Genomic DNA, 22,093 nt, shown 5'->3' on the forward strand with positions numbered 1-22,093 from the left:
ACATCTGGCCAAACTACGGGGATTCAAGCCTGTGCGCCCTGCCCCGCCACCTCTGCGCCATCCAGCACCATGCCCTCGCGCATCCGCTGCGCATCCCGGCTGAAACACCGCGAGGCCGCCAGCAGGAACACCATGGTCAGCAACAGGGCCACGGGGATCAGGTACATCGCGTCATGCAGACCCTGGGCCTTGAACGCTTCGCTCATCGCCACCTCGCCCGCCGCCGCCATGGCCGCTCCGGCAAAGTGGTCCGACAGCCCACCGACCACCACTGGCCCCAGGCCGCCACCCAGCAGGTAGAGCCCGGCGAAGAACAGCGCCATGGCCGTGGCCCGCAGGCGCGGCTGCACCACATCCTGGATGGCGGTGTACACGCAGGTGTAGAAGTTGTACGAGAACAACCAGCCGATCCCGAACACCGCCACAAACACGCCCAACTCGATACGCCCGGCATGCAGCGCCCAGGCGGTGCACAAGGTAGCGCCCAACATGCTCAGCGCGGCGAACACCAGACGTCCGTTGGCAAAACGCTGGTGTACCTTGTCGGCCACCCAGCCGCCAAGGGTCAGGCCCACCAGGCCGCTCAGGCCGACGATCATCCCGGTGGCCACCGCGGCGTCGTGCAGCGGCAATGCGAAGTAGCGCTGCAACATCGGCACCATGAACGAGTTGCAGGCATACGAGGCGAAGTTGAAGGTCAGCCCCGCCAGCACCAGCCAGGCGAAAGTGGGCACGCTGAGCACCCGCCGCAGGGGGCGGTCCAGCGGGGCCTGGGCGGTGGCCACCGTCTCCGCCGCGCCGCGCGCGGGCTCGCGGATCATGAAGATGAACAGCGCCAGCAGCACGCCAGGCACGGCGGCGATGAAGAACGGCGCGCGCCAGCTGTCGAAGGCCTGGACCATCGCACCGATGGTGAAGAACGCCAGCAACAGGCCCAGCGGCAGGCCGAGCATGAAGATGCCCATCGCCCGTGCCCGCCGTCCGGCCGGGAACAGGTCACCGATCAGCGAGTTGGCGGCCGGCGCGTAGCTGGCCTCGCCGATGCCCACGCCCATGCGTACCAGCAAAAAACTCCAGAAACTGCCGACCATGCCGTTGACCGCCGTCAGCCCGCTCCACGCCAGCAGGCCCCAGCCCATGAGCTTGCTGCGTGAACCCGTGTCGGCGATACGCGCCAGCGGCAGGCCGGCGATGGCATAGACCAGGGTGAAGGCGGTGCCGATGATGCCGATCTGGAAGTCGCTCAGGTGCCACTCCAGGCGGATCGGCTCTATGACGATGGCGGGGATGGTGCGGTCGAAGAAGTTGAACAGGTTGGCCAGGAACAGCAGGAACAGGATGCGCCAGGCGTTGGATGCTTGGGTGGCGGTGGGCATAGTCGGGTCCCTCGTTATTGTTGTTCGGGGCTTCCAGCACGCCTTTGCAATCTAGAGGGACATCAGGCCATCGTCTGCCAACATTGATCGCGCTGATAGCAGCCGATGGACCTCGACAAGCCCGCCATCAATGCCCACAACCAACGCCTGGACGCGCACCGTCCACCCAGGATGGACACTCACCAAAGCGCGATGTCGTAGGTCAGGTACACACGGTTGCTATCGCGACCTCGGGCGAAGTCGGAACGATAGACATAGTTACGCAACCTCACCCCCAGGCCTTTGAGCGGGCCACCCTGGACCACGTAGGCCAGTTCGGCGTCACGCTCCCATTCCTTGATACCCGCCTCCCCGGCGCGACCGTTGTCGCCGCTGAGGTAACGCGTCATGAAGGTCAGCCCGGGCACCCCTGCGGCGGCGAAGTTGTAGGCATAGCTGGCCATCCAGGTTTTTTCCTGCTCCTCGATGAACTTGCCGATACCGACGTTGCTGAACGAATACACCGTTGCGCCGCTGATATAGGGCAGCCCCGCCTCGCCATCAAGCACCTGGTAGCCGGCACCGACCGTATGCCCGGAATGCGCATACGCCAGTTGCCCGCTGTACAGGTCGTTGTCGATGGCGCCGCCATGGGCGGCACCGCTGTCGCGGCTTCTGAAGTAGCGCAGGTCGGTGGTCAGCACACCGCCGGCCAGCGGCAGGTCATGCACCAGGCCGGCGAAGTCCTGGCGATAGAAGCCGTCGAGCTGGGCGTGGAAGTAGCTCAGGCGCAGCGGCTTGCCCACCGCATAATCGGCACCGACGTAGGAGAAATCACCGGACGCGTTGCCGCTGTAGCCATCCAGGTACAAGCCGGTGCTGTCCGAGGAGTCGCGCAACTTGAACTTGTCCAGGTGACCGGCGGTGAGGCTCAACCCATCGATGTCGGTGCTGGTCAGCTGCGTGCCCTGGTAAGTCTGCGGCAACAACCGCGCGTCGTTGTAGACCAGCACCGGGGTCTTGGGCAGCAAGGTGCCGTGCTTGATCACGGTCTGGCCCAGGCGCGCCTTGGCGGTCAGGCCGGCGCTGCTGAATTCGTCCGCGGCCCGACCGTCGTCGTGCACCGGCAACAGGCCGCTGCCGCTGCGACCGCGTCCGGAGTCCAACCGCACGCCCACCAGGGCCAGGGCATCGAGCCCAACGCCCAAGGTGCCTTGGGTGAACCCGGACTGGTAGTCGAGCAAAAAGCCCTGCGCCCACTCGGTCCGCTCATGCTTGGCGGAGGCCGCCGCGCGTGGGGACAGGCCCTGCTCGTCACGGAAGTTCTCGTTGAAATAGACGTTGCGCAGCTGCAGCTTGAGCTTGCCGTCGTCGACGAATCCGCCAGCGCCGGCAACGGGCAACCAGCCGCAGAGCAGGCCACAGGTGGCCCCACGGAAAACACTTCGGAACATGATCGGTACTCTGTTGTTGTTCTTGGATGAGCGGTGGGTGGGCGCCGCGCGGCGCCCGGTGATTCACACGAAGAAAGACAAGGCACCTGTGAGCAGCGCCAGCGCGGTGATCACCAGCGAGGTAAGCACCGCCCACTTGACGGTGGCTTTCTGGAAGTCGCCGATATCGCGGTCGACCATCCCCACCAGCAACAGGGTCGAGGCTACCAACGGGCTCATCAGGTGCACCGGCTGCCCCAGTACCGAGGCCCGGGCGATTTCCACCGGGTCGATGCCATAGGCCGCGGCCGCGTTGGCCAGGATCGGCACCACCCCGAAGTAGTAGGCGTCATTGGACAGTACGAAGGTCAGCGGCATGCTGGTCAGCGCCACCACCAGCGGGAACCAGTGGCTCCAGGCGTCGGGGATCCAGTCCACCAAGGTCTGGGCGAGGGCGTCGACCATTTTGGTGCCGGAGAAGATGCCGGCGAATATGCCGGCGGCGAACACCAGCAGCACGACGGTCATGGCATTGCCCGAATGGGCGAGAATGCGCTCCTTCTGCAGCTCCAGTTGCGGATAGTTGATCATCAACGCGGCGACGAAACCGATCATGAACAGCAGCGCGGAATGCATCACGCCCATCACCAGCGCGGTCATCACGGCGATCACCAGCATCAGGTTCACATAGGCCAGGCGCGGACGCTTGTGTGGGTTGTCGCCTAGGATCTCCTTGATGTAGCAATTGCCGCCCCCTGACGCCAGGGTGACATTGCCGATGCGCCGACGCTCGGCGCGCCCCAACAGATAGGCGGTGAACACCACCCAGGCCGCGCCGCCGATCACGGTGGGCAGCATCGGGATGAAGTATTCGGTCGCATCCAGGCCAAGGGCGGCGATCGCGCGGGTGGCAGGCCCGCCCCAGGGGCTCATGCCGCTCATGATACTCAGCGATAGCATCGACACCGTGGCCAAAATCATCGGGTTCATGCCGATGCGTTTGTACAGCGGCAGCATCGCCGCGCAGGTGATCATGTAGGTGGTGGTGCCGTCGCCGTCGAGGGCAACCAGCAACGACAGCAGCGCGGTGCCTATGGCGATCTTGATCGGATCGCCGTTCACCCGCTTGAGAATCTTGCGGATCAAAGGGTCGAACAGGCCGGCATCGATCATCAGGCCGAAGAACAGGATGGCGAACAGCAGCAACGCCGCCGAGGGTGCCACCATCTTCAGGCCATCGAGCATCATCTTGCCGAGCTCGGGAGCGAAACCGCCGATCACGGCAAAAACGATGGGTACCACTGTGAGCGCGACGATCGGCGACAGGCGTTTGCTCATGATCAGGTAGGTGAACGTCACCACCATGATCAGGCCCAGGAGTGCGAGCATGGTTTTTTCTCTTGTTTTTATTCTGTGTTTGGCCGCCCGACGCGCAGGCGGCCCCCTGCCCCACCCGGCATCGCAGGGATGCTGGGGGGAAGTCTACTGCAACATGGGAGCGATAACCGGTTGGTCAGCCGTGCCGGGGAGGCTGCGCGGACCACTCGGGGTGAGCGTCGACGGCTTCGTCGGCCGCCGATGGCGCGCCGTCGAGGCGGCGCAGCAAGGTTTCGCGATCGCAGGCATGCTCCGACAGCGAGATGACCACGGTGGCCACGGCGTTGCTGGCCAGGCTGGTCAGGGCCCGCGCCTCGGACATGAAGCGATCGATACCGATCAACAAGGCAAGCCCGGCCAGCGGTATGTCGTGAATGACCGTGAGGGTCGAGGCCAACGCCACGAAGCCGCTGCCGGTCACGCCGGCGGCCCCCTTGGACGACAGCAGCATGATTGCCAGCATGGTTACCGTCTGCCCGAGGGTCAGGTCGATGTTGCAGGCCTGCGCGATGAACACGGCCGCCAGCGACAGGTAGATGGCGGTGCCATCGAGGTTGAAGGAATACCCGGTTGGCAGCACCAAACCCACCACGCCTTTGCGACAACCGAGCCGCTCGAGCTTTTCGAGCATGCGCGGCAGCACCGGCTCGGTGGACGAGGTACCCAGCACCACCAGAAATTCTTCGCGGAAATAGCGCAGCAGCTTCCAGAGGCTGAAGCCATGGGCGCGACAGATGCCGCCCAGCACAACCAGGACGAAGAAGGCGCAAGCGATGTACAGCGTGCCCACCAGCTTGGCCAGGGCGCCGAGGGAGGTGACGCCGTATTGCCCGACGGTGAAGGCCAGCGCACCGAACGCACCGACCGGGGCGAAACGCATCAGGTAACCGAAGATACGGAACACCATGATCGAGACCGACTCCAGCACCGCAAGGACGGGCCGGCCCTTCTCGCCCATGGACGACAGGGCGAAGCCGCTGAGTACGGCGATGAACAGCACCGGCAGCACCTCACCCTTGTTGAAGGCACCGATGAATGTCTCCGGAATGATGTGCATGAAGAAGTCGACCACGCCCAGTTTCGCCGCCGAGGCGGCGTATTGGCCCAGGCCCTCTGTACTCAGGGTGGCAGGATCGATGTTCATGCCGGCGCCGGGCCGGAACAGGTACACCGCCGCCAGGCCGATCACCAGGCTGATCACGGTCAGCAGCAGGAACAACAGCAAGGTCTTGCTCATCAGGCGCCCCAGGGAGCGCTTGTCGGTCATGCCGGCTATGCCGGTGACGATGGTGCAGAACACCACTGGCGCGATCATCATCTTGATCAACTTGATGAAGGCGTCGCCCAGGGGTTTGAGGGCAACGGCCTGTTGCGCCCAGAAGTGGCCGACCACCACGCCCAGCAGGACGGCGCAGAGGATCTGGAAATACAGGGATCTGGCAAGTTTCATGAGGCATCACCCATTGTTGAAATTGTGCGGATGCGCTTGTTGCTGAAGCCACGCTGATGGTGGCGGCGGCCTGGGTCTATCCCGCCAGCCTGCGCGAGGACGGGGCATAGACGAACCCTGAGAAAAGCCGACGGGCGGTACGCACCACCGATGCCTGCAGGGTCTTGCCATCGACGCCGCTACGCGACAGCGCCACGTCGATGCCACCACTGGGATGTTCGATGCGCACCTGCTCCAAGTGTTGTGCCCCCTCGCCGAGCAGGTCGCCGACCACCGTACCGGCGCTGACGCAAGCCGTGGCCAACCCGACGGCGCCGGTGATCGCCAGGGCCCGGTGGCAATTGTGCGGCATGAAATAGCGCACCTGCACTGTACCGTCATGCCGAGGTGGCGCGACCAGCACCGGCTTGGGAATCACCATGCCGCTGACATCACCCAGGCCCATGGCCTTGCCAGCCTTCAGGCGCAAGGCTTCCAGGCGCTGCAGCAAGGCATTGTCGGCATCCAGCTCGGCCGGGGTTTCCGAGCCGGTCACGCCCAGTTGCCGGGCGTCGACGATCATCATGGGCATCGCCATGTCGATGCAGGTGACCGGCACGCCGTCGATCACATCCTGAGGTTTGCCCGTAGGGAACAGCTTGCCGGTCTTGCTGCCCACTGCATCGAGGAACGTCAGGTGCACCGGGGCCGCCGTGCCAGGGACGCCGTCGATCGCCGTGCGCCCTTCGTAGCGCACGATGCCACCAGGCGTTTGCACCAGTGAATCGACGAAGGTTCCGGTATTGAGGTTGCGGATGCGTACCAGGGTCTTGCCGTCGTTGGCCTTGACCAGCCCTTGCTCGATGGCGAACGGCCCGACGGCGCACAGCATGTTGCCGCAGTTGGGCGCGGTGTCGACGCGCCGCTGGGCGACCATCACCTGGACGAACAGATAGTCGACATCGGCATCGGCGTGCAACGACGGGCTGATGATCGCCACTTTGCTGGTCTGCGGGCTGCCGCCACCGATGCCGTCGATTTCCAGCTCGTGTCCGGAGCCCATCAGGTTGATCAGCAACTCGTCGCGCTCGACCACGTTTGCAGGCAGGTCCCAGGCGTGGAAGAACGGCCCTTTGGAGGTACCGCCGCGCATGAGTACGCAAGGAATTCGTTGCATGATTTCGCACTCTTGTTGATCAATGGACATCATTGATGTTGTGAGCAAAAGAGTGACAGGGATGGATAAATCAATCCAATGCAAATATCGTAGTCATTATTGCGATGCAAGCATCAATAATCGAACGGCCCACTGAGCGATGCCTGATGGAATATGAACTGCAAGATATAAGATCTTTCGTGAAAATCGCCGAACTTGGCAGCTTTCACGAGGCTGCAGAAGCGCTGCACTTGTCCCAACCCGCCCTGAGCCGACGAATCAAGAAGCTCGAGGAAGGGCTCGGTACTTCGTTACTCGAACGCACTACGCGCCGGGTCAGCCTGACGAGCGTGGGTCGGGATTTCCTGCCCAAGGCCAGGCGCCTGCTGGATGATTTCGAGGATTCGATCCTGAGCATCCGCGAACTGGCCGAGCGCCAGACGGGGCAGGTCACCCTCGCTTGCATTCCCACGGCAGCGTTCTACTTTCTGCCCTCGGTGATCCGCGACTACAACGCGCAGTACCCGAAGATCCGCATCCGCCTGCTGGACCTCAGTGCCAACGATGGGCTGGAAGCCGTACTGCGCGCAGAGGCCGATTTTGGCATCAACATGATGAGTGGCCAGCATCCGGACATCGAGTTCGTCTCGCTGGTACAGGAGCATTTTGTGCTCGCATGCCGCCGGGACCACCCGTTGGCCAAGCGCGAGTCGGTGACCTGGGCCGAACTGGCCGACTACCGCTTGATCGGGGTCGGTCGCCTGAGCGGCAACCGCATGTTGCTCGATCATGCGCTAGCCGGCCTGAACCTTCGTCCTCAATGGTTCTACGAGGTCCAGCACCTGTCGACCTCGCTGGGCATGGTCGAGGCCGGGCTGGGGGTCTCGGCCATGCCTAGCCTGGCCATGCCCAGCGCCGACCATCCGACGTTGGTCAGCGTGCCGCTGGGCGAGCCGCAGGTCAGCCGCACGCTGGGCTTGGTGTTTCGTCGCGGTGCGTCGCTGTCGCCGGCGGCCGAAAAGTTCGTATCGATCCTCTTGCAGCAATGGCCCAATCGCTGACCCCTGGACCGATGGCATGCCGGATCCGCGCAAAGTTCATCAGCACCTGCGCCACGGAGTGCATAACGTATGCGGCTGTTGACCGCCCTTGAAATCCAGGGTGCTCTGTTCACTTGTCCCTGCGGAGTTTTCCTTGGCCTCGCCTGCTCATGAACGTTCGCTCGATGGGTTGAATTTTTTCCTGGCCGATGTCCGTGATGGGCTTGGGCCCTACCTGGCGATCTACCTGCTGGCGGTGCACCATTGGGAGCCCGGCAGCATCGGCCTGGTCATGACCTTGGCCAGCGTCACGACATTGCTGACCCAGACGCCAGCTGGCGCGCTGATCGACAGGACCACGGCCAAGCGCGCCGTGATGGCCATCGCCGCGCTGCTGGTGACCGGCAGTTGCCTGGTGCTGCCCTGGGTCACCAGCGTCGCGCTGGTGACGTTGACCCAAGCCATCAGCGCGCTCGCCGGTTCCGTGTTCGCACCGGCCATCGCTGCCATTTCACTGGGCCTGACCGGGCCCCGGGCATTCACCCGGCGCATGGGCCGCAACGAAACCTTCAACCATGCCGGCAATGCCTGCTCGGCGGTGCTCGCCGGCGGGCTGGCCTACCTGTTCGGACCGGTGGCGGTGTTCTACCTGATGGCGGCGATGACTGTGGCCAGCCTGATCGCCATCAGCCGAGTGCCGGCGACAGCCATCGACCATGACCTCGCGCGCGGCCTTGACCCGCGGCCGCCGGGCCAGCATGCCCACCCCGCCGGCCTTGCCGTACTGTTGCACAATCGCCCCTTGCTGCTGTTCGCCGTGTGCTGCGCGCTGTTCCATCTGGCCAACGCGGCAATGCTTCCGCTGGTGAGCCAGAAGCTGGCTCAGGCCAACCTGCAGTTGGCCACGCCGCTGACCTCGGCGTGCATCGTCGCGGCGCAGCTGGTGATGGTGCCCATGGCGCTGCTGGCCGGCGCCAGGGCCGACCGCTGGGGACGCAAGCCGCTGTTGCTCGCCGGCTTTCTGATCCTGCCGCTGCGTGGCGTGCTTTACGTGATGTCGGACGATCCGTTCTGGCTGGTGGCCGTGCAATTGCTCGATGGCATCGGCGCCGGACTGTTCGGGGCATTGTTCCCGGTAGTGGTCAAGGACCTCACCCAAGGCAGCGGGCGCTTCAATGTCAGCCTTGGCGCATTGTCCACGGCCTTCGGCCTGGGCGCGGCGCTAAGTCCCGGTGTCGCGGGGCTGGTGGTACAGTCCGCAGGCTACGACGCGGCATTCCTGACATTGGCGGGCATCGCGACTGCAGCGTTGCTTCTGCTTTGGCTGGCCATGCCGGAGACCCGCCGACCTGCCAGCGATGCCAACGCCGAGCAAGCCCCTCCCCTTCACTCCCCTTCCGGAAACTGAGTCCTCGCATGCCTGTCGCTGAGTCATCCCTGATCATCTGGTCGGTTGCGGCCGCGGCCACCGCCCTGGTCATCCTTCGGCCGGGACGCGTGCCCGAATATGTCTGGGCGATGGGCGCCGCCTTAGGGCTGACGGCCTGCGGCCTGATCCCATGGCGCCTGGCCTTGGCGGCAATCGCCGAAGGAGGCGATGTCTACCTGTTCCTGACCGGCATGATGGTGCTGGCCGAGCTGGCTCGCCAGGAAGGCTTGTTCGACTGGCTGGCCAGGTACGCGGTGCAGCATGCCAGGGGCTCGGGCCAACGCCTGTTCGACCTGGTATTCCTGGTCGGTACACTGGTCACCGTGTTCCTGTCCAATGACGCCACCGCTGTGGTGCTGACACCGGCCGTGTATGCGGCGTGCAAGGCGGCCAAGGCCGAGCCGCTGCCCTACCTGTTCATCTGCGCCTTCATCGCCAATGCCGCCAGCTTCGTGCTGCCCATCTCCAACCCGGCCAACCTGGTAGTCTTCGGCAGCCAGATGCCACCGCTGCTGGAATGGCTGCGCCAGCTCACCCTGCCCTCGCTGGGCGCCATCGCCATGACCTACCTGGTACTGCGCGTGACCCAGCGCAAGCGCATCCGTCAGCCGCTGGCCGTGGCCATCGAGATGCGCCCCCTGTCGGCCGGCGCCCGGCTTTGCGCGCTGGGCCTGATGTTCACCGGCACCCTGCTGTTGACGGTATCGGCACTGGACGTGCCGCTAGGGCTGCCGACATTTTGCGCAGGCATGGCCACCACCGGGTTGATCCACCTGCGTCAGCGGCGCAACCCGGCGCCGTTGCTGCGTCACGTGGCCTGGGGGGTCCTGCCCTTGGTCGCAGGATTGTTCGTGCTGGTGGAAGCCGTGGCCCACACCGGCGTGATCGACCGTCTTGCCCAATCGTTGGCCGCCCTGGCGCAACAGTCGGCAGGCACGGCAAGCTGGACGGCGGGCGTGACTGCGGCCGTGGCCAGCAACCTGATGAACAATCTGCCCACCGGCCTGATCGCCGGTTCCATCGGCCACCTCGTCGAACTGCCCCGGCAGACCACCGCCGCCTTGCTTATCGGCGTCGACCTGGGACCGAACCTGTCGATCACCGGCTCCCTGGCCACGCTGCTGTGGCTGGTGGCGATCCGCCGCGAGGGCGAGCATGTCGGCGCATCGAGTTTCTTGCGTCTGGGCGTGCTGGTAATGCCCCCGGCACTGCTGGCGGCACTGTTGCTGCTGGCCGTCTGAACCCGGCCTTCAGAACACCACCGAACGCCGCTGCTCCGCTGTCGCCACCACCCTGCCGCGCTTGAGCACCATCAGCCGCGCGGGCAGGTCGAGGATCACGTCGCTGACACGGTGGGTGTCCATCAGCACCAGGTCCGCGTCGTTGCCCACCGCCAAGCCATGGCTCTGCAAACCCAGGGCCTTGGCCGGGTTGCTGGTGAGCATCGGCAGCACCGTGGCCTGGTCGTCCGCCCCGCCCAGGTGACAGGCGGGGATGGCCAGCTGCGCGATATGCAGCAGGTCGCCGGTGCCGTAGGGAGTGAAGGCATTGCGGATGTTGTTGGTGGCCAGGCACACGTTCACTCCGCCATCGCGCAAGGCTCGCACCGGGGTCAGGGTGCGCCGCACATTGTGGCTGTCGCCACGGGCGCCCAGGTGCAGGTCGGTGGCCGGCAAGCACATCACGCTGATGTCGGCTTCGCGCAGCAGCGCGATGATACGCGACTGGCGCGCTGGTTCGACGGCCGCCAGGCTGGTCAGGTGGCCGACGCTGACGCGCCCTTGGTAGCCTGCCGCGAGGGTCCGGCGGGCCACGTATTCGATGGTCATGTGCTCGGCGTCGTCGGCGAAGTCCTGGTGCAGGTCGATGTCCTTGCCATAACGCTGGGCCAGGTCGAAAACGAAATCAATGTGCTCGTGGGGCGATACGTCGTTGTAGGGAATGCCGCCGACCACATCGGCGCCCTTCTCCATCGCCTCGACCATCATCGCTTTCATGCCGGGCAACTTGAGGATGCCTTCCTGGGGAAAGGCGACCACCTGGATATCGATGACATCGCGGAATGTTTCCCGTAGCTGCAGCACCACATCCAGGCCAGTAAAACCCTGGGCGGGGTCGAACTCGGCGTGGGCACGGACATGGGTGGTGCCGGCCTGCACCAGCGCGCGCAACACCTGGGTCGAGCGCTCGCGGATGTCTTCGCGGGTGAGCGTGGGCTTGAGCTCGGCGGTGACGGCGATCGCTTCCTTCAAGGTGCCGGAGCGGTTGGCCTTGCGTTGCATGACATTGGCTTTTTCCAGGTGCAGGTGGCCTTCGACGAAGCCTGGGATCAGGACATTGCCATTGCCTTGGATTTCCTGGGTTGCCGTTGCGGTGATCGTCGGGGCGATTTCAGTGATCTTGCCGTTGTGCACGGCCACATCCATCAAGGGTTTTGCATCGTCGATGCGGACATTTCTGATGATCAGGTCCATGCCGTCGTTTCTCGTAATCAGTCATTACGGTCGACACCCTGTACTCGCGATGTTGGACAACGCGGTGGATGGCTCCGGCCTTGCCGGTGTTCGCGGGGCAAGCCCGCTCCTACAGGGGGCCAATATCGTCTGTAGAAATGGCCCGGCCACCCTGTGGAGACCGGGCCATGTCCCTATGGGCGAATCAGAACGGTTTGGTCGGCAGGTACTTGCCATCCAGGGTGATCACAGCGCGGGAACCGCCTTCCGGATCATCGACCTTCTTCACATCCAGCTTGAAGTTGATGGCGCTGATGATGCCGTCGCCGAACTTCTCGTGGACCAGCGCCTTGAGCGTGGTGCCGTACACCTGCAGCATCTCGTAGAAGCGATAGATCGTCGGGTCGGTCGGCACGCCACCTTCGATACTGCCGCGCAGTGGGATGGTCTGCAGCAGTGCGATGCCGTCGGCGTCCAGACCGAGCTTGTCACCCACCACCTGGGCGGCGCTGGCCGGCAGCGGGTGCTGGCCCAGCAGCGCGGCGGTGACGAAGGCTTCGGACAGGCCGGTGCCATCGGTGATCTGGGCGAACGACAGGTCCTTGCGGGCCTTGGCCAGGAGGATGACCTCGCTCAGGGCAAGACGGGCGTTCTGGCTGATTTGCGACTGGATCATGGGAGTGTCTCCTTGGGTTGAAAATCGGGTTCAGGCAACGTGCCGGGAAGCGTGGGAAACAGCGCGGACGTCTGGGTTGTCCGCCAGGGATACGAACTGGCCGGTGCGTCCGTCGAAGGCGTCGATGCGGCCGCTCTCGATGTCGTAGATCCAGCCATGCAGGGCCACGCGGCCCTCTTCCAGGGCCAGGCGCACCGAGGGGTGGGTCTGGATGTTGGCCAGCTGGGCGATCACGTTCTCTCGCACCATGGCCTCGACCTTGGCGTGAGGGGTTTGATGCGGGCGGGCTTCGTTGACCACACGGGCGGAGTCGGCGTAGCGCAACCAGCCGGCCACGGCGGGCATGTGGTCCAGGCACTTGCAGGTGGCGATGGCAGTCATGGCGCCGCAGTCGGAGTGACCGCAGATGACGATATCGGCCACTTGCAGGGCGGCGACGGCATACTCGACCGAGGCCGACACCCCGCCGGGTTCAGGGCCGTAGGACGGCACGATGTTGCCGGCGTTGCGGATGACGAACAGGTCGCCCGGCTCGCGCTGGGTGACCAGCTCGGGCACCAGGCGGCTGTCGGAGCAGGAGATGAACAGCGCCCGCGGGCTTTGCTGGGTGGCCAGGTCCTTGAACAGCTTGACTCGCTCGGGGAAGGCGTCGCGCTGGAACTTCAGGAAGCCGTCGATGATGTCTTGCATGGCTGATGCCTCAGTGTCGCGGTGTGTGAGGCAAAGGTTAGGCGGTGCGTTACATAAGGTAAAAGTCTCATTTATGATGAATGGCATCAGATTATCTTATGGAGAGAAGCATGCTCGCCCGGCATATCCAGTACTTTCTCGCGGTCGCGCAACACCATAGCTTCACTCGGGCGGCGGCAGCCCTGCACGTCTCCCAGCCCGCGCTTTCGCAGCAGGTCAGGCAACTGGAGGAAAGCCTGGGGGCGCAGTTGTTCGATCGCTCGGGGCGCACGACTCGGCTGACCGATGCCGGCGAGGTCTATCTGCGCTATGCGAAACGGGCGTCGCAGGAACTGCAGGAGGCCAGGCGCGCGATCCATGATGTGAGCGACCTCAGCCGAGGTTTATTGCGGGTGGCGGTGACGCCGACCTTTACCAGCTATCTGGTCGGCCCCTTGGTCGAGGCCTTCCACAGCCGGTACCCGAATATCACCCTGAACTTGCGCGAAATCGCCCAGGAGCACATGGAGGAACTGCTGCTGGCGGACGAACTGGATGTCGGTATCGCCTTCGATGAGCCCCACGCCCAGGACATCGACACCTACCCATTGCTGGTCGAGACACTGGCGCTGGTGGTCGGCAGCCAGCACCCATTGGCCCATGCACGCGCCATCGGGCTACAGGCGCTGAACGACGAGTCGATGATCCTGCTCAGCGCCGAATTCGCCACTCGGGAGCAGATCGAGCGCTATTGCCGGCAGCACGGCATACGCCCGCAGGTGCGGATGGAGGCCAATGCTATCGGCGCGGTCATCGAAGTGGTGCGCAGGACGACGCTGTCGACGCTGCTCCCCGCCAACATCGTCCTGGCGCATGACGACCTGACCGCCATCGCCCTCGACCCCTTGCGCCTGCAACGCACGGCCGTGCTCATGCAGCGCAGGGGTGTCTACCAGACCGCGGCGGCGCAGGCCTTCCTGGCGCTGGCCAAGGAAGTGGCCGCACAGCTGGAGCGCAGCTGAGGCTCAGCTCAATTGCGCAATCAGCACCGCATTGGTGTAGATCAGGCTGCCATCGCTGGCCCGATGCCCGACCAGATGGAACTGGCCCCGCTCGTCGTCGCTCAGGTAGACACGCAGGCGGCAGTCGGACAAGGGGCCATAGCCTTCAGGCAAGACCAGGTTCAGTGTGTCCATGTCGACATCCACCATCGCTTCGCGCTCGTGGCTCTGCTGCAGGCGCTCTTCGGCCTGCTCCAGCGCCGTGTGGGCGGCGCCCTGGATGTCAAAGTGAATGTCGCCCACCGGGGTGGACCTGCGGTCACCGTCACCTTTGCACCAGCCTTCGATCGTCAGGGTACTCATGATCAATCCTCATGCTGTGGAGCGTTTCTGATCACTGCTGAAGGGGTTGACCCTGACGGGAATCGAATCGTTCAGGTTTCCGGGGTACCTCCCGCTCAGGGCGCGAGCACGATGCCACGGGCTGCTTCGGCCGGATCACCGGCACCGCGCTCGAGCAGATAGCGCGCAGGCGGCTTGCCCATGGCCTTGCGGAACATGGTGACGAAGCCACTGGCGCTTTCGTAACCCAACGCCAGGGCCACCGCCTGCACACTCTCGCCCTTGGCAAGGCGTTGCAACGAAAGGATCACATGAAGCTGCCGCCGCCAGCGGCCGAAACTCATGCCGACTTCCTGCAGCAACAGCCGGCTCATGCTGCGCTCGCTCATGCCGATGCGCCGGGCCCATTCGCCGATCGGCGCTGTGCTCGCCGGGTCGGCCAGCAGCCGCTGCGCCAGCTGGCGCAGCCTGCGGTCCTGGGGCATGGGCAGGTGCAGATCCTCGACGGGGGCGGCGCACAATTCGTCCAGCAACGTGGCGATCAGTCGCGCCTCGGGCCCGCGCTCGGCGTACAGCGCCTCGAAGCCCGTCGCCTTGAGCAACAGTTCGCGCAACAGTGGCGACACCGCCAGCGTGCAGCAGGTGGTCGGCAGATACTCGACCGCCTCCGGCTCGACGAACAGGCAATGGCATTCGGTTTCTCCCGAGCCACGGGTCGAATGCAGCAGCCCCCCTGGGATCCACACCGCGCACTGCGGCGGCACGATCCACACCCCGGTCTCCACCTCACAGTTGAGAATGCCGCGCACCGTGTAGATCAACTGCGCCTTGCGATGACGGTGAGGGGCAAGCTCCCAGTCCTTGCCTACGCGGGACGCGCACAAGGCGATGACCTGACGTGGAATGCCATCGACATCCCATGGGCTGGCCAGGGTTTCGGGGGTGATTGATTCCACGATGCTGCTCATTGCTCGAAGCTGACGCATTGGCCGAAATGAAAAACAGAATGACAAGATTTCGCAATGACGTCCATGAGTCACGTGGTTATCGTGCATCTGGGTCGCCGATGTCGGTTTTCCAGAACGGCGACCACGCATCAACACACGCAGAGGATCAGACAGATGCTTTTGGATTCCACCTATTTTCCGCTGGTCTGGATGGATACCGGTAATACCACCATCGATACCCGCGATGAAGGTTTCGCAGTCTTCGAAACGCTGCTGGCAGGCGCCGAACCGTTCGTCTTGCTGGACGCGGAACGCGCCAGGCAAAAAGCCAATGGACATACCCATGACGAACAGAAACAACTGTCACTGTGGATGAAGCGCCACAAGGCCGCGCTGCGCACCTACGTCCGGGGGCAGATCCTCATCGAGCCGGATGCCGACAAACAGGAGGCCGCTCAATTGTTCGCAGCCAAGTTCGAAGCCTTCTGGGGCTACCCCCTGCATATCGTCGCCACCCAGGAAGAAGCCTTCAAAGTGGCGAACCAGCTGCTGGCGAAGTGAACACAGGGAGGGCTCGCCATGGGTCTGGTCGCAATCAACACCGTCGAGATCATCCCGGCCATCGGTTCGGCAGCGGTGCTCCAGGAGAGGCTGGAAGGCTTGTTGGAGGTGTTGAACCGTACCTCGGGATGCGTGGTGTACAGCCTCAAGTACGCAGCCTTGCCGAGTGAACGCTGGATCCTCACCGGCCACTGGGACTGTGTCGAACAGATGACCGCGCACTTCAAGCTACCGTGCCTGGCCATGCTCTTCGATCTGACCGCGCAACGGCTGGCGACGGGGCTTTGCTTCCGAACGTTCAAGGCCATGGCGCATTGAGCGATCAGGTGGCGCCATGGAAGGCCTTCGCCAATGCCGCCTGCATGTCCCGCGCCTGCGCCCTCAATGCCTGGCAAAACGGTTCCAGCACCGCCGATGCCGGGCGCAGCTCCGGCCGGATCAACATCACCTGGTACGGCACCGAGAGGCTCAAGCGGCGAATCGGCAAGCCCCCCTGCCCCGCTTCCAGCCCGCTTAGCGGATTGATGATCGCCACCCCCAGGCCCTGCCGGACCATCGCGCACACCGACGCCGCGCTGGTGGTCTCGATGATCGTGCGTCGGTTCACCCCTGCTTCGCGGAAGTGCCGGTCAAGCTGTTGCCGGTAACTGTCCAGGCTGGCCAGGTTGATGAAGTCGACCTCGTGGAAATCCTGCAGCGCCAGCACCGGCTTGGCCTGCAATGGGTGGTCTTCGGGCAGCACGCAGACCATGTCGGCACTGAACAGCAGCTCCCCGACCGCGCCCCGTGGCACCTGCGCGGTTTCGGTCAGGCCGAGGTCGTGCTGCTGGGCCACCAGCGACTCCTCCAGCAGCGGAGACTCCTGCGCGGTGATGCTCACGCTCACGCCGGGGTGTTGCTGGTGGAACGCCTTGCAGGCTTTGGGCAGCAGGGTTTGCGAGAACAGCGGCAGGCAGGTGATGGCCAGCCGGCCCTGTTCGAAGTTGCGGATGGCCTGGGCGAAGCGATCGATGCGCTCCAGGCCGACGAAGGCGCGCTCGACCTCCTCGATCAGCAGCAAGGCCTGGGCCGTGGGTGCCAGGCGCCCGCCTTCGCGTTCGAACAGGTTCAAACCGGTGACCTGCTCCATGCGCGCCAGCTCGCGACTAACGGTGGGCTGCGAGGTGAACAGCAGGCGCGCGGCGCCGGTGACACTGCCGGCAGCCATGATGGCGCGGAACACTTCGATGTGGCGGATGGAGAGTTTCATGGGGGCATGCAACACCTGAACGTTTGGCAGGGACCTGTAGGAGCGGGCTTGTCCCGCGAACACCGGCAACGCGGTGGATGGCACCGGCTTTGCCGGTGTTCGCGGGACGAGCCCGCTCCTACAGCAGTCGAATGTATATCAAATACGGATGACCTTCTGAAAATTATCTATTTTTATGAATCATCCAACTCACTCAAGATCGGTGCATCCATTACAAGGAACACCACCATGACCACCACCCTCCTGGCCCAGGCCGTCCGCCAGCACGGCTCGCCACTGTGGGCCTACGACGCCCAGACCATCCACCAGCGCATCGACCAGCTCCTGCAGCACTTTGACACGGTCCGCTTCGCGCAGAAGGCCAACCCCAACCTGCATGTCCTGCGCCTGATGCGCGAACGTGGCCTGGTGCTCGATGCCGTGTCGCTGGGGGAAATGGAGCGGGCCTTCGCGGCCGGGGCGACGGTGGACGGTGACCCGGCCGGCGTGGTGCTGACCTGCGACGTGCTGGACCAGCCGACCCTGGCCCGAGTGGTAGAGACGAAGATCGAAGTGAACGCCGGTTCCATCGACATGCTCCGTCAGCTGGGCGAGCACTCCCGTGGGCACCGGGTCTGGTTGCGCATCAACCCGGGCTTCGGCCATGGCCACAGCCGCAAGACCAACACCGGGGGCGAGAACAGCAAGCACGGCATCTGGCACGAGCAACTGCCCGAGGCGCTGGCCTGCGTGAAAGAAAACGGCCTGCACCTGGTCGGCGTGCACATGCATATCGGCTCGGGCGTGGACTACGAGCATCTGGAACAGGTGGCCGGCGCGATGGTCGGGCTGATCGGCAAGCTGGGCGTGGACATCGAGGCCTTCTCCATCGGTGGCGGGCTGTCCACGCCATACCGCAGCGACGACCAGCCGGTGGACCTGCAGCGCTACGCCCGCACCTGGGCGGTGGCGCGGGCGGAAGTTGAAACCATGCTCGGCCATCCCGTGCGCATGGAAATCGAGCCGGGGCGCTTCCTGGTGGCGGAGTCGGGTTGCCTGGTGGCCGAGGTGCGTGCCGTCAAGCAGATGGGCGACAGGCACTACATACTGGTCGATGCCGGCTTCAACGACCTGATGCGCCCGGCGATGTACGGGGCCTACCACCGCATGAGCCTGTTCGATGCCGTGGGCCGGCCAGTGAGCCGTCCGCTGCAACCGACCGTGGTGGCCGGGCCGCTGTGCGAGTCGGGGGATGTATTTACCCAGAACGACGAGGAGCTGACCCCGCAGCAACTGCCAGAGGCCAAGGTGGGTGACCTGCTGGTGATTCATGACGCGGGGGCTTACGGGGCTTCGATGTCGTCGAACTACAACAGCCGCCCGTTGCTGCCTGAGTTTCTGGTCGAGCAGGGCAACCTGCGCATGATCCGTCGGCGCCAGACCGTGCAGGAGCTTTTGGCACTGGAACTGGGTATTTAGCGCCCAGCTCTACCTGTGGGAGCGGGCTTGCCCCGCGATACGATGCGTGGCACCGGCTTCGCCGGTGGTCGCGGGGCAAGCCCGCTCCTACAGGGCCGGCGTCACCAGCCGGTACCCTACCCCCGCCTCGGTGACGATGAACCGCGGCGCCGTGGGGTCATCCCCCAGCTTCTGCCGCAGATGCCCCACCACGATGCGCAGGTAGTGGGTGTCGTCCACATGGGTCGGCCCCCAGATGTCCTTCAGCAGCTGCTGCTGGGTGATCACCCGCCCCGGGTGCCCGGCCAGTTGCGCCAGCAGCGCATACTCCTTGCGCGTCAGCGCCACTTCCACGCCATCCAGGGTCACCTTGCGAAAGGCGAAGTCCACTACCAATGGCCCGAAGCTCGCGGCAGACGTCGCACTACCGACCTGCGGCGCCTGGCGCAGCAAGGCCCGCACCCGGGCCAGGAACTCCTGGATGCCGAATGGCTTGGTCACGTAGTCGTTGGCCCCGCCATCCAGTGCATCGACCTTCTGCACCTCGCTGGCACGTACCGACAGCACCATCACCGGCACCGTGCTCCATTCACGCAACTCGCGCAACACCTGCTGGCCGTCCATGTCCGGCAGGCCCAGGTCGAGCACCACCAGGTCAGGTTTGTTCAGCGCGGCCTGGGCCAGGCCCTCGCTGCCGGTGGCGGCTTCGAGCACCTTGTAGCCCTGGGACGCCAGGCTGATGCGCAGGAACTTGCGGATCTGCGGCTCGTCGTCGATGACCAGCAGGGTGGCGGCTTGGCTCATGGGGCTTCACTTTCAGTATCGGGTTGGGTCGGCAGCGGCAAGCATAGAGTGATGCAGGTGCCGTGGCCATCGATGCCATCATCGACCAGGATGCGGCCGCCATGGGCGCCGATCATGCCCTGGCAGATCGCCAGGCCCAGACCGGTGCCCTGCCCGCCCCGGTCGCCGCGGGCAGCGGTGTAGAACATGTCGAAGATCTTTTCGCGCTCGTCCGGGGGAATGCCTGGGCCTTCGTCGGCGACAGCGAAGCACAGCTGCTCGTCGCGCACCGAGACCTGCAGCTCCAGGCGGCCCTGCGGCGGGGAGAAACGGGCGGCGTTCTCCAGCACGTTGATCAGCGCCTGCTCGATCAACGCCGCGTGCACGAACAGCAGCGGCAGCTCCGGCGGCACTTCGGTGTGCACGCGCAGGGGCGTCAGCACCACGCGCAGGCGATTGAGGGCACTGCCGACGATATCGGCCGGGGCCACCCAGTCGCGGGCCAGCTTGAGGGTGCCGTGGCCCAGGCGGGTCATGTCCAGCAGGTTCTGGATGTAGCGATCCAGGCGCTCGGCTTCGTTGCGGGTGCCTTCGAGCAGTTCGCGGCGGTCGTCCGGGGGAATCGCGTCGCCCAGGGCCAGCAGGCTGTCGATGCTGCCGCGCATGGAGGTCAGCGGGGTGCGCAGGTCGTGGGATACCGAGGCGAGCAAGGCGCTGCGCAGTTGCTCGGTTTCACCATGCAGGCGCGCGGCTTCCAGTTGCTCGCCAAGGCGTGCGCGGGCCAGGGCCTGGGCCAGGGGTTGCGCCAGGGCCTTGAGCAGACGGCGGCGCTGGGCACTCAGCGGCTCGCCATCGCGGGGACGTATGCCGAGCAGCGCCAGGGGTTGCTCTTCCACGGCCAACGGCCACCACCACCAACGACCGTGAGGCAAGGTATCGCTGCCAAAGCCTGCGGCCTGGCCATGCTGCCAGGCCCATTCGGCGGCGGCGCGCTCGTTGTCGGTGAAGGCATGGTTGCCACCGCTGGCGACTTGCAGCAAGCCATCGGCACTGCGCTCCAGCAGGCACACCTGCACGTCCTGCCAGCCGTCCATATGCTGGCCGGCGGCGCTGAACACGGCCTGGCGGTCGGTGGCCACGGTCAGGCGCCGCGACAGGTCGAGCAGCTGGTTGGTCTGCGCCTGGGTCTCGCGCAGGGCCTGCAGCTGGCGGCGCTGGCGGGCGGCCAGGTTGCCAGTGAGCGCCGCCATCAACAGGAAGAACACCAGGGTCAGCACATCCTCCTCGCGCTGGATAGCGAAGGAGAAGTTCGGCGGGATGAACAGGAAGTCGTAGGTCAGGAACGACAACGCCGCGCAGGCCAGCGCCGGGCCCAGGCTGCTGCGCACCGCCACCAGCAGCACGGCGGCGAGGAACACCAGGGAGATGTTGGGCAACGCCAGCATGCTCGACACGGCCCAGGCCAGGCCGGTGGCCAGCACGGTGGCGAACAGCGCCAGCAGGTAGTGACGCCACACCCACACACGCTTGACCGCCGCCCGCGCCGCTTGCGGCTGGGCGTCGCGGTCGAGGACGTTGATCTCCAGGCCGTGGCTCTCACGCAATAAACGGGCAGCGACACCGGCGCCGAAGAAGCGCCGACGCAGCAGGTCGCGGGACTGCCCTACCAGTACCAGACTGGCGCGACGCTCGGCGGCGTGCTGGATCAGCGTACGGGCCACTTCACCGGCACGTAGCAGCACCACTTCGCCGCCCAGGCGCTCGGCCAGTTGCTGGGCGGCCTGCAGGCGATGGCGGGCGGTCTCGTCGCGCAGGCGGCCGTTGTCCACATGCACCACGCTCCACGGCAGATGCCGGCGCTGGGCCACGCGGCAGGCGTGGCGCACCAGACGCTCAGCCTGGTCGTCGCCATCGATGCCCACCAGCAGGCGCCCACGCAAGGCAGGGGCTTCCTGGCCGCGCTGGCGGTAGCCGCTGGCCAGGTCCGCGTCGACCTGGGCGGCGGCGGTCTGCATGGCCAGCTCGCGCAGGGCGGTGAGGTTGGTCTGGGAGAAATAGGCCTCGATGGCCGCCCGCGCCTGCTCGGGCACGTAGACCTTGCCCTCGCGCAGGCGCTCGAGCAACTCGCGGGGCGGCAGGTCGATCAGTACCAGCTCGAAGGCTTCCTGCAGCACCCAGTCGGGCAGGGTCTCGCGCACCTGCACGCCGGTGATGTCGCGGACCTTGTCGTTGAGGCTTTCCAGGTGCTGGACGTTGACCGTGGTGTACACATCGATGCCGGCGGCGAGCAGCTCCTGCACGTCCTGCCAGCGCTTGGCGTGGCGGCTGCCGGGGGCGTTGGTGTGGGCCAGTTCGTCGACCAGCACCAGAGGTGGCGCGGCCTTGAGCAGGCCGTCGAGGTCCATTTCCTCAAGCATCACGCCGCGGTATTCGCTGCGCAACAGCGGTTGCTGGGCCAGGCCGCCGAGCAGAGCCTCGGTCTCGGCGCGGCCGTGGGTCTCGACCACCCCGGCCACCACGCGCACGCCCTGGCGTAGCTGGGCATGGGCGGCTTGCAGCATGGAAAAGGTCTTGCCGACCCCGGGCGCGGCGCCAAGAAATACCTTGAGCCTGCCCCGGCCTTCCCGGGGCAGGCCCGCCAACAGCGCGTCGGCGCGGGCGGAGTCACTCATGTTTCATCCTTTTTTGCCTCATTACGCGGTCGATGTAGGAGCGGCCTCGTGCCGCGAAAGGGCTGCATAGCAGCCCCAGTTGAT

The 22,093-nt window shown here is 65.1% G+C and carries 20 protein-coding genes; 7 read left to right on the forward strand and 13 right to left on the reverse strand.

Annotation, left to right across the window (positions count from 1 at the left end):
* Positions 1–23: 23 nt before the first annotated feature.
* From LU671_RS17310 to LU671_RS17330, 5 genes are all read right to left on the reverse strand, one after another.
* The gene (locus tag LU671_RS17310; RefSeq protein WP_232856355.1) at positions 24–1,376 is read right to left on the reverse strand and encodes a spinster family MFS transporter; all 1,353 of its coding nucleotides are present in this window, start codon (positions 1,374–1,376) and stop codon (positions 24–26) included.
* A gap of 179 nt (positions 1,377–1,555) precedes the next feature.
* Positions 1,556–2,809: an OprD family porin gene (locus tag LU671_RS17315; RefSeq protein WP_232856356.1), complete on the reverse strand. Its 1,254-nt coding sequence runs from the start codon at positions 2,807–2,809 to the stop codon at positions 1,556–1,558.
* Between the two features lie 63 nt (positions 2,810–2,872).
* A complete protein-coding gene (locus LU671_RS17320) occupies positions 2,873–4,177 on the reverse strand; it encodes a CitMHS family transporter (protein WP_050704953.1) in 1,305 nt (434 codons plus the stop codon).
* 124 nt (positions 4,178–4,301) lie between these two features.
* Entirely contained in the window at positions 4,302–5,615 is a 1,314-nt protein-coding gene (gene dctA / locus LU671_RS17325) for a C4-dicarboxylate transporter DctA (RefSeq protein WP_028690501.1), read from the reverse strand.
* A 76-nt stretch (positions 5,616–5,691) separates the two neighbouring features.
* Positions 5,692–6,771, reverse strand: a complete 1,080-nt coding sequence (locus LU671_RS17330) for a 4-oxalomesaconate tautomerase (protein WP_028690500.1) — start codon at positions 6,769–6,771, stop codon at positions 5,692–5,694.
* Between the two features lie 146 nt (positions 6,772–6,917).
* Here LU671_RS17330 and LU671_RS17335 point away from each other — a divergent pair, with 146 nt between their 5' ends.
* From LU671_RS17335 to LU671_RS17345, 3 genes are all read left to right on the forward strand, one after another.
* Positions 6,918–7,811 carry a LysR family transcriptional regulator gene (locus LU671_RS17335; RefSeq protein ID WP_028690499.1) on the forward strand — a complete coding sequence of 298 codons (894 nt, stop codon included), beginning with the start codon at positions 6,918–6,920 and terminating at the stop codon, positions 7,809–7,811.
* Between the two features lie 133 nt (positions 7,812–7,944).
* The gene (locus tag LU671_RS17340; protein ID WP_232856357.1) at positions 7,945–9,198 is read left to right on the forward strand and encodes an MFS transporter; all 1,254 of its coding nucleotides are present in this window, start codon (positions 7,945–7,947) and stop codon (positions 9,196–9,198) included.
* Positions 9,199–9,206: 8 nt separating this feature from the next.
* Positions 9,207–10,460, forward strand: a complete 1,254-nt coding sequence (locus LU671_RS17345) for an arsenic transporter (RefSeq protein WP_232856358.1) — start codon at positions 9,207–9,209, stop codon at positions 10,458–10,460.
* A 9-nt stretch (positions 10,461–10,469) separates the two neighbouring features.
* Here the strand turns inward: LU671_RS17345 and LU671_RS17350 are convergent, their stop codons facing one another.
* From LU671_RS17350 to LU671_RS17360, 3 genes are all read right to left on the reverse strand, one after another.
* A complete protein-coding gene (locus tag LU671_RS17350) occupies positions 10,470–11,693 on the reverse strand; it encodes an amidohydrolase family protein (RefSeq protein WP_232856359.1) in 1,224 nt (407 codons plus the stop codon).
* 184 nt (positions 11,694–11,877) lie between these two features.
* Positions 11,878–12,348 carry a cyanase gene (cynS, locus tag LU671_RS17355; protein ID WP_186714928.1) on the reverse strand — a complete coding sequence of 157 codons (471 nt, stop codon included), beginning with the start codon at positions 12,346–12,348 and terminating at the stop codon, positions 11,878–11,880.
* Positions 12,349–12,378: 30 nt separating this feature from the next.
* Positions 12,379–13,038, reverse strand: coding sequence for a carbonic anhydrase (locus LU671_RS17360; RefSeq protein ID WP_186733909.1), 660 nt, complete (start codon positions 13,036–13,038; stop codon positions 12,379–12,381).
* 110 nt (positions 13,039–13,148) lie between these two features.
* Between LU671_RS17360 and cynR the strand changes: the two genes are divergently transcribed.
* Positions 13,149–14,039 (forward strand): transcriptional regulator CynR, encoded by an 891-nt coding sequence (cynR, locus tag LU671_RS17365; RefSeq protein ID WP_232856360.1) that lies wholly within the window; start codon positions 13,149–13,151, stop codon positions 14,037–14,039.
* 3 nt (positions 14,040–14,042) lie between these two features.
* On the opposite strand, the gene LU671_RS17370 is transcribed toward cynR, so the two are convergent.
* Together LU671_RS17370 and LU671_RS17375 are read right to left on the reverse strand one after the other, a co-directional pair.
* Entirely contained in the window at positions 14,043–14,381 is a 339-nt protein-coding gene (locus tag LU671_RS17370; RefSeq protein ID WP_110738724.1) for a hypothetical protein, read from the reverse strand.
* A 95-nt stretch (positions 14,382–14,476) separates the two neighbouring features.
* On the reverse strand, positions 14,477–15,316 hold the full coding sequence (locus LU671_RS17375) for an AraC family transcriptional regulator (RefSeq protein ID WP_442799891.1): 840 nt from the start codon (positions 15,314–15,316) through the stop codon (positions 14,477–14,479).
* A gap of 165 nt (positions 15,317–15,481) precedes the next feature.
* Between LU671_RS17375 and LU671_RS17380 the strand changes: the two genes are divergently transcribed.
* Together LU671_RS17380 and LU671_RS17385 are read left to right on the forward strand one after the other, a co-directional pair.
* On the forward strand, positions 15,482–15,868 hold the full coding sequence (locus LU671_RS17380; protein WP_232856362.1) for a hypothetical protein: 387 nt from the start codon (positions 15,482–15,484) through the stop codon (positions 15,866–15,868).
* Positions 15,869–15,886: 18 nt separating this feature from the next.
* Positions 15,887–16,186: a hypothetical protein gene (locus LU671_RS17385; protein ID WP_232856363.1), complete on the forward strand. Its 300-nt coding sequence runs from the start codon at positions 15,887–15,889 to the stop codon at positions 16,184–16,186.
* Between the two features lie 4 nt (positions 16,187–16,190).
* Here LU671_RS17385 and LU671_RS17390 read toward each other — a convergent pair whose 3' ends face one another.
* Positions 16,191–17,117: a LysR family transcriptional regulator gene (locus LU671_RS17390; protein ID WP_232856364.1), complete on the reverse strand. Its 927-nt coding sequence runs from the start codon at positions 17,115–17,117 to the stop codon at positions 16,191–16,193.
* A gap of 228 nt (positions 17,118–17,345) precedes the next feature.
* Between LU671_RS17390 and lysA the strand changes: the two genes are divergently transcribed.
* Entirely contained in the window at positions 17,346–18,575 is a 1,230-nt protein-coding gene (gene lysA / locus LU671_RS17395) for a diaminopimelate decarboxylase (RefSeq protein WP_232856365.1), read from the forward strand.
* A gap of 87 nt (positions 18,576–18,662) precedes the next feature.
* Here lysA and LU671_RS17400 read toward each other — a convergent pair whose 3' ends face one another.
* Both LU671_RS17400 and LU671_RS17405 read right to left on the reverse strand, forming a co-directional pair.
* Positions 18,663–19,358, reverse strand: coding sequence for a response regulator (locus LU671_RS17400; protein ID WP_232856366.1), 696 nt, complete (start codon positions 19,356–19,358; stop codon positions 18,663–18,665).
* Positions 19,355–22,009 (reverse strand): sensor histidine kinase, encoded by a 2,655-nt coding sequence (locus tag LU671_RS17405; protein ID WP_232856367.1) that lies wholly within the window; start codon positions 22,007–22,009, stop codon positions 19,355–19,357. The genes LU671_RS17400 and LU671_RS17405 overlap by 4 nt, the downstream gene beginning before the upstream one ends.
* Positions 22,010–22,093 lie beyond the last annotated feature (84 nt).

The sequence above is a fragment of the Pseudomonas sp. NMI760_13 genome (assembly GCF_021283245.1).
GTDB classification, from domain to species: Bacteria; Pseudomonadota; Gammaproteobacteria; order Pseudomonadales; family Pseudomonadaceae; genus Aquipseudomonas; species Aquipseudomonas peradeniyensis.

Excerpts from the sequence above, each read along its gene's own strand:
- LU671_RS17310 (WP_232856355.1), bottom strand. The coding sequence starts at position 1,376 with ATGCCCACCGCCACCCAAGCATCCAACGCCTGGCGCATCCTGTTCCTG.
- LU671_RS17315 (WP_232856356.1), bottom strand. The coding sequence starts at position 2,809 with ATGTTCCGAAGTGTTTTCCGTGGGGCCACCTGTGGCCTGCTCTGCGGC.
- LU671_RS17320 (WP_050704953.1), bottom strand. The coding sequence starts at position 4,177 with ATGCTCGCACTCCTGGGCCTGATCATGGTGGTGACGTTCACCTACCTG.
- dctA (WP_028690501.1), bottom strand. The coding sequence starts at position 5,615 with ATGAAACTTGCCAGATCCCTGTATTTCCAGATCCTCTGCGCCGTCCTG.
- LU671_RS17330 (WP_028690500.1), bottom strand. The coding sequence starts at position 6,771 with ATGCAACGAATTCCTTGCGTACTCATGCGCGGCGGTACCTCCAAAGGG.
- LU671_RS17335 (WP_028690499.1), top strand. The coding sequence starts at position 6,918 with ATGGAATATGAACTGCAAGATATAAGATCTTTCGTGAAAATCGCCGAA.
- LU671_RS17345 (WP_232856358.1), top strand. The coding sequence starts at position 9,207 with ATGCCTGTCGCTGAGTCATCCCTGATCATCTGGTCGGTTGCGGCCGCG.
- LU671_RS17350 (WP_232856359.1), bottom strand. The coding sequence starts at position 11,693 with ATGGACCTGATCATCAGAAATGTCCGCATCGACGATGCAAAACCCTTG.
- cynS (WP_186714928.1), bottom strand. The coding sequence starts at position 12,348 with ATGATCCAGTCGCAAATCAGCCAGAACGCCCGTCTTGCCCTGAGCGAG.
- LU671_RS17360 (WP_186733909.1), bottom strand. The coding sequence starts at position 13,038 with ATGCAAGACATCATCGACGGCTTCCTGAAGTTCCAGCGCGACGCCTTC.
- cynR (WP_232856360.1), top strand. The coding sequence starts at position 13,149 with ATGCTCGCCCGGCATATCCAGTACTTTCTCGCGGTCGCGCAACACCAT.
- LU671_RS17370 (WP_110738724.1), bottom strand. The coding sequence starts at position 14,381 with ATGAGTACCCTGACGATCGAAGGCTGGTGCAAAGGTGACGGTGACCGC.
- LU671_RS17380 (WP_232856362.1), top strand. The coding sequence starts at position 15,482 with ATGCTTTTGGATTCCACCTATTTTCCGCTGGTCTGGATGGATACCGGT.
- LU671_RS17385 (WP_232856363.1), top strand. The coding sequence starts at position 15,887 with ATGGGTCTGGTCGCAATCAACACCGTCGAGATCATCCCGGCCATCGGT.
- LU671_RS17390 (WP_232856364.1), bottom strand. The coding sequence starts at position 17,117 with ATGAAACTCTCCATCCGCCACATCGAAGTGTTCCGCGCCATCATGGCT.
- lysA (WP_232856365.1), top strand. The coding sequence starts at position 17,346 with ATGACCACCACCCTCCTGGCCCAGGCCGTCCGCCAGCACGGCTCGCCA.
- LU671_RS17400 (WP_232856366.1), bottom strand. The coding sequence starts at position 19,358 with ATGAGCCAAGCCGCCACCCTGCTGGTCATCGACGACGAGCCGCAGATC.
- LU671_RS17405 (WP_232856367.1), bottom strand. The coding sequence starts at position 22,009 with ATGAGTGACTCCGCCCGCGCCGACGCGCTGTTGGCGGGCCTGCCCCGG.